Below are 6,731 nucleotides of genomic sequence, written 5' to 3' on the forward strand. Positions count from 1 at the left end.
CAGCAGATTCAAGGCGGCGCGGCTCAAGGCATCGGCTACGCCTTGTTTGAGGATTTTGTTTTACAGGCTGGAGAAGTGAGGACGCGTGATTTTTCAACGTACATTCTGCCTACAGCCTTGGATCTTCCGGCGCTGGAAACAGTAACCGCCAACATTTATGAAGACGACGGTCCGTTTGGGATGAAAGGGGCGGGTGAAATCAGTATTGACGGCGTTCTGCCGGCTATTGCCAATGGCCTTGCTTCGATTACGGAAACTCGTCTTGTTCAAGGGACGTTGACAGGGGAAAAAGTGCTGGCCGCCTTGCGGCAAGCTGGTTTGGAGGCGGTACGATGAAGGTGTCTTTTACGTTAAATGGCAAACAAGTAAGCATCGATACGCCGCCGGAGCGTAGGGTGGTGGATTTACTGCGGGAAGATTTTGGCTTGATAGGAACGAAAGAGTGCTGCGGCGAAGGCGAATGCGGCGCTTGTACGATTTTAGTGAACCGCTCCAGCCGCTTATCTTGTCTGATGGTGGCGGCGCAGCTAGAGGGTGCGGACATAGTAACTATCGAAGGCGTAGCAACGGAAGACGGCTTGTCGGTTGTGCAACAGGCTTTTATTGACTGCGGCGCAGTGCAGTGCGGCTTTTGCACTCCAGGGATGGTGCTGGCGGTGCTCGACCTGTTACACCGCAACCCGCTGCCGACGGAAGCGGAAGTGCGAGAGGGAATCAGCGGGAATCTATGCCGTTGCACGGGTTATCAAAAAATCGTGGAGGCGGCTTTAATGGCGGCAGCGAAGCTGCAGGGGGGGACGAGCTGATGGAGATCCTCTTTCCTCGCACCGTTGCGGAAATGCAGGCGCTGTTGGCAGCGCAGCCAACTGGACGTATTATTGCCGGCGGCACCGATTTTTGGGTGAGGCACCGCAGGCTGCCTGCGCCGCCTGTACTGTTTTCCGTGGAACGTTTGGAGGAACTGCGGCAGGTAGAAATGCGAACAGATGGACTCTTTATCGGCGCCGGAGTTACCTATCAGCAGCTATTGGATTTACCAACACTAGAAGACGGCTTTCCGGCGCTGCGGCAGGCGATCGCTGTCGTGGGGTCTCCCCCTATACGCCACAGCGGCACCTTGGTCGGCAATGTGTGTACGGCTTCGCCTGCGGGCGATACATTGCCGCCGCTCTACGCATTGGAAGCCTTTGTGGAGGTGGCTGGACCAGAAGGTCGGCGCAGCCTGCCGATCGCTGAATTTATTGAGGGACCTGGACGTACTGCGCTGGTTGCTGGCGAATTTGTTACAGGCGTGCATGTCCCACGGCCTGAGAACCAAACTGGTTCCGCTTATTTTAAAGTGGGCCGACGCAAGGCTTTGGCTATTTCCATTGCCAGTTTGGCGGCAAAATGGGAGCTGCTAGAAGATAAAACCATAAAGTATATGAAGCTGGCTTGGGGCAGTGTAGGACCAACCGTTGTGCAACTGCCGCAAGTGGAGTCGTTTTTGCAGGGGAAACCGTTGACTGACGAAGTAATGCGTCACGCGGGAGCGTTGGTTAAAGAAGGGGTAACGCCGATCGACGATATTCGCGCTAGTGCGGCGTACCGTCGGCAGCTGGCAGGTAATCTGCTTCTGCATCTTAGCGAGTCTAAACTTGTACAGTAAAGAAAGGGGTTATTTTATGGAGATTTCAGTACGAAATGAAGCGATGTGTACGGTGATTGCCGTAACAGGGCGTCTTGATACAAGAACCGCACCAGAATGGGAAAAACAGTGCGGGGATATTATTCAAAGCGGCGGGAGTAAGTTTGTTTTGGATCTGACGGCACTGGAGTATGTTAGTAGCGCCGGTCTGCGTTGCGTTCTGTCTATTGCCAAAAAGTTGAAAGCGTCAGGAGGGGCTTTGGCTCTTTGCGGGTTGTCTGGTTTGGTGAAAGAGGTATTTTCCGTATCGGGCTTTGACAGCTTTTTCCCAGTGTACGAAACAGCGGAAGAAGCGGTTGCTAATTTTTGAGAACAGCGCAGGAGGTAGTGCTATGTCATCGACTACAGCGAGTCGCATTTTTGCCGCGCAAGATGAAAATGTGCCGGCCATTACTGCCTTTATTACCGAGCAGGCGGAACTGGCGGGAGTAAGTCCGAAGCGGATTTTGCAGTTGGAACTGGTCATTGAAGAAGTGGTCGTCAATATCTGCCATTATGCGTATGAGGTGCCGCCGGGCGAGATTGTTATTCGTACTTATTGCGAAGAGGACAAATTCGGCATTGAGTTTGAAGACGGCGGCATTCCTTTTGATCCCCTGGCGGCGGCGGAACCGGATTTAAAGGCGGGGCTGAATGAGCGGGAAGCAGGGGGGCTTGGTATTTTTCTCGTACGGCGTATGACTGATGAAGTGCATTACCGCCGGATGGATGGGCAGAACGTTTTGGCGGTAGCTGTTTCGCGCTTATGAAAAAAGATTTTTCACCGGGGGATAGGCAATGATGTTCAATAAATGGAGCCTTACATGGCGGCTGACAGTGCTCATCATGGCTGGCGTCGGCACCATTCTGACAGCGGTAATTGGCTATAGTTATTTTTCGGCCAAACAATTGCTGGAAGAAGAGATGATGAGAGAGGCTCAGCATGTGGCGGCAACGGTCACTTCGCGGATCGAGGTTTCTTCGCGGCGCGTGGAAGGCATGGCGCAAGGGCTAGCGGCAGTAATGGAAGTCATGCCGGTTTCTACGGAGCAGTCGTATCAGTTAATGGAAAAGTTTTTGCAAGGCCAAGAGGATGTGTTCGGTACGGCAGTTGCCTTGCCGGCAACTAAAAACCATCCTGCCGGCATAGGAGCCTATTTGTATCGAACCTATGGGGGCTTGCAAAAGCTTTCTTTAGGGCCGGCGCAGGCTTATGAAACGAAGGACTGGTATTTGCTTCCGGTAGAAATGAAAAGCGCCGTTTGGAGCGAACCCTATTTTGACGAGGGCATTAGCAATGTATTGATGGCGACCTATTCGGCGCCTGTCTTTTCTGCATCCGATCCGGAAACGGTGCGCGGCGTTGTAACTGGAGACATGTCGCTGACCATTCTTTCGGGACTTTTGGATTCTTTAGAGCTGGGGCGGGAAAATTACGCTTTTATCATTTCCGGACAGGGGCGGTTTATTGCGCATCCCACGGGCGGTTATGTCATGCGGGAGTCTATTTTTAGTGTCGCCGAAGGCCTGCAAGATTCGGGGCTGTATGAATTAGGACAAAAAATGATTCAAGGGCAAAAAGGATATGTTGCTCATACGAGCAAAGTAAACGGTAAGATCGGCTGGGTGATGTACATGCCGATCCCGTCTACCGGCTGGTCCTTGGGGATCTTTTTCTCGCGTGATGAGCTTATGGCGCGTGTCTTTGATTTGAGTCGTACCCAGTGGTATTTAGGTATAGGCGGTTTTTTATTGCTCTGCTTTGTGGTGCTTGGCATTGCCCGTTCCATTACCAGGCCGTTGCGTCAACTAGAGCAGGCTACGCAAAAGCTGGCGGCAGGAAATTTTGAAGCGACGATTCCGGCTATTTCCGGTCGGGATGAAGTGGCGCGCCTGGCGGAAGCTTTCATGATTATGATCAGCGAACTGAAAATTTACATGGAAATGATGCAGGCCACGGTGGCGGCAAAAGAACGCATTGCCAGCGAGCTGCGCATTGCTAGCTCTATTCAAATGGGGCTGGTGCCCAAAGAGTTTCCTCCCTTCCCGGAGCGTACGGATTTTGAGCTTTTTGCGCTGCTGGAGCCGGCGCGGGAAGTTGGCGGCGATTTCTATGATTTCTTCTTTTTGGATGAAGAAACGGAAACGTTATACTTAGTCATTGGCGACGTATCGGACAAAGGCATCGGCGCGGCTTTGTTTATGGCTATTGCCAGAACGCTTCTGCGTTCGCTGGTGAGAGAAAAACGTGAACCAGGAGAACTGTTGAGTCGCCTGAATGACGAATTGTCCCGCAATAATGAATCCTGCATGTTTGTCACCTTGTTTTGCGGGGCAGTCCATTTACCGAGCGGCGTCTGCCGCTACGCCAGCGGCGGCCATTGTCCGCCCATGCTTCTTAAAACAACAGGACAACTGGTGTATTTGAATCAAGCCAAGGGACCGGTTATCGGCGGCATGGAGGGTATGACCTATACCGAAGGAAGCTGCCTTTTAGAAGCTGACGATATGCTGCTTTTATACACAGATGGCGTAACCGAGGCTGCTAATAAAGACGAGGAACTTTTTGGAGAGGCGCGCTTGGAAGCGGCGTTGTGCAATCGCCGCGAGGCCGCTCCAGATGTATTGCTGCGCGAGGTAAGAGAGGAACTACACGAATTTGCCGCAGGAGCGGAGCAGTCGGATGATATTACTATGCTGGCCTTTCGTTACTGGGGATTTTCCAAAGTGCTGAAATAACAGGCGGCGTAATCTTGGCTGGTGAAAAGGAGAGTCATTATGAAGCAAAAACAGTCTGTAGAGCTGCACATACCGTTACAGGAAGAAATGCTGCCGGTCATTGTAAGTTGTACGGAAAACACCGCACAAGCCTTTGGCTTTGGCAAAGAAGAGCAATTAAGCCTTTCCCTGGCGACGGAAGAGCTATTCGCTTTTCTCAGCGGACAACGAGAAGATGCCGGGGAGATGCATTTTTGCTGTCGTCATGGCGGCTATTACCTGGAAGCATCCTGCCTGTTTCCGCGGCGCGCGTTGCCGACGAAGGTATTTAATCGGACCGCCAGTATGTCATTGGATGATGATGCGGCGTTGGCGGAAATGGGGCTGCTTTTGGCGGCGCGTACAGTAGACCATTTTTGTCTTGAAATGCTATCTGATAATCGCATGGGGCTGCAGCTGCGTCTGGAGAAGCGATATCCCCAGGCAGCGCCAGAAGAATTTGAAGAACTTCCTTCTTTAGGTTTTGCGTTAGCCGAGCCGGAGCGGGAAGCTTTGAAGCAGTTTTCCAGGAGGGTGCTGGCTGTTTATGGCGACAGTGCTCCGGAATTTTTTCACTATCCTGGTAAGCTTGTCGACATGCTTGCTAGTGGCGAATATGGCGCGGTGCTGATGCAAGACAGCAAGGGGCAAGTGGGGGGAGGCTTTCTCTGGCAGTATGGCGGTAAAATGGTGGAAGCCTTTGGACCGTATGTATTTTCGGAGCAAGCCGGCCTGGCTGTCACTTTGGTAGAAGGGGCTCTTAACAAGCTAGCTCGTTCCGGTATTGTGTGCATGACCATGCGCCAGCCGACAGCACAGGCGCCTGCTGGATATTTTGAGCCGCTGGGAGAAGTTGTCTTAGCGTCTGTCGGCGGCGTTGTGCGGCGTCATACGGCTTTATATCGGCAATTGGAAGAAGATAACGGGATGAGTGTCTTTGCACATCCGATGATCGAAGCGTTTTTGCGGCAGCAGTATGATTTTTTGGCGTTGCCGCGCAAGCTGCAGCCAGCGATCTATGAAGGGGAAGAGCAATTGGCGGATTCTATTTTGTCCACTCGTTTGGACCGGCGTAAGCTGACTGCGTTTTTGGCGGTATTGGCGCCTGGCGCGGATATGAAGGAAAACCTGGCTATGCATGTTACCGCTTTGCGAAATGAGAACATTAAAAATATATTTTTCGAGTTGGACTTGGGCAAAGCTGCCGAAGTAGAGGCGGCGCCAGCTATTTTAGCTGCCGGCTTTACGCCGCAGTTCATTTTGCCTTGGGGCGGACGGGGCGATCTGCTGCTTTTGACGCTGCCGGAGGAGGCTTGAGTATGCAGGGACAAACCGTCAGATGGGAAACCCTGGTTCCTGCGCATATTCGCTCCATTCAGGCGTATATTCCCAGTAAGCCCGATGATGTATTGCGGGATATGTTTCATTGCCCGTCGATTCACAGATTGAATAACAACGAAAATGCCTTAGGGCCAGCGAAAGAAGCGCAGGCGACTATTGCCGCTTTTGATCCGGCGGCGGCGGCTATCTATCCCAGCGGCGATGCCTTTCATTTGCGCCAGCGCTTGGCGCAGAAATTTGGACTGGATGCCGACTGCTTTTTGGTAGGAAATGGCGCCAACGAAGTAATCGCCTTTGTTATCAATGCGTTTTGTCAGGCTGGCGATAATATCATTACCGCGGATAAAACCTTTGCCGTCTATGAATGGGTAGCTGAATTTTCGGGGTATCAATCCAAACAGGTGCCTTTGTGCGAGGAGGCCTTCGACGCGCAAAGCATGCTCAAGGCCATTGATGAACGTACTAAAATTTTATTTGTGTGCAATCCTAATAATCCTACTGGTACGTATTGGACGGAGAAAAAGCTGCGAGCTTTTTTGGAGGCCGTGGGTGGTCGACAGATCGTTGTCTTAGACGAAGCCTATGCGGAGTTTGTGGAGCAAGAGGATTTTCCAGACGGTATGAAACTGCTTCATGAATATCCAAATCTGGTGGTGTTTCGTACTTTTTCGAAAATGTACGGCCTGGCGGGCTTGCGCATTGGCTATCTGGCCGGTTCGCCGGAAGTGGTGAATGTCATTCGCCGCACCTGCGTCGTGTATTCGGTGAACGCTCTGGCTCAGGTTGCGGCCTTGGCTACGCTGGATAATGAGGGAGACCATGTAGCAAATACCCGAACGCTGGTGCGCGAGGCGAAGGCCTTTTTGCATAGCGAGCTTACCGCGCTGGGACTGCATCATCTGGCTGGCGAGGGCAATTACATGATGATCCGCCTGCCGCTTAGTGATACCTTGGCTTACCGCAAGTT

The 6,731-nt window shown here is 52.3% G+C and carries 8 protein-coding genes; all 8 read left to right on the top strand.

Translation table 11 applies throughout. The annotated features are described in order from the left end of the window. Positions 1–336 (top strand): molybdopterin cofactor-binding domain-containing protein (locus PHF27_RS12385; RefSeq protein ID WP_300070564.1); only part of this gene is annotated, 336 nt, incomplete at its 5' end. After that, a complete protein-coding gene (locus PHF27_RS12390; RefSeq protein ID WP_300070567.1) occupies positions 333–806 on the top strand; it encodes a (2Fe-2S)-binding protein in 474 nt (157 codons plus the stop codon). The genes PHF27_RS12385 and PHF27_RS12390, both read left to right, overlap by 4 nt. Continuing rightward, positions 728–1,648, top strand: coding sequence for a xanthine dehydrogenase family protein subunit M (locus PHF27_RS12395; protein ID WP_300070570.1), 921 nt, complete (start codon positions 728–730; stop codon positions 1,646–1,648). Before PHF27_RS12390 ends, PHF27_RS12395 begins: the two co-directional genes overlap by 79 nt. 16 nt (positions 1,649–1,664) lie before the next feature. Beyond that, complete coding sequence (locus tag PHF27_RS12400; RefSeq protein ID WP_300070573.1) at positions 1,665–1,997, top strand: STAS domain-containing protein; 333 nt, start codon at positions 1,665–1,667, stop codon at positions 1,995–1,997. Positions 1,998–2,019: 22 nt separating this feature from the next. Continuing rightward, positions 2,020–2,436 carry an ATP-binding protein gene (locus tag PHF27_RS12405; RefSeq protein WP_300070575.1) on the top strand — a complete coding sequence of 139 codons (417 nt, stop codon included), beginning with the start codon at positions 2,020–2,022 and terminating at the stop codon, positions 2,434–2,436. A gap of 28 nt (positions 2,437–2,464) precedes the next feature. Beyond that, positions 2,465–4,405 (top strand): SpoIIE family protein phosphatase, encoded by a 1,941-nt coding sequence (locus PHF27_RS12410; protein ID WP_300070577.1) that lies wholly within the window; start codon positions 2,465–2,467, stop codon positions 4,403–4,405. Between the two features lie 39 nt (positions 4,406–4,444). Further along, entirely contained in the window at positions 4,445–5,740 is a 1,296-nt protein-coding gene (locus PHF27_RS12415) for a hypothetical protein (protein WP_300070579.1), read from the top strand. A 2-nt stretch (positions 5,741–5,742) separates the two neighbouring features. Beyond that, positions 5,743–6,731 (top strand): histidinol-phosphate transaminase (locus PHF27_RS12420; RefSeq protein WP_300070581.1); only part of this gene is annotated, 989 nt, incomplete at its 3' end.

Source organism: Anaeromusa sp. (genome assembly GCF_028691475.1).
Taxonomy (GTDB): Bacteria; Bacillota; Negativicutes; order Anaeromusales; family Anaeromusaceae; genus Anaeromusa.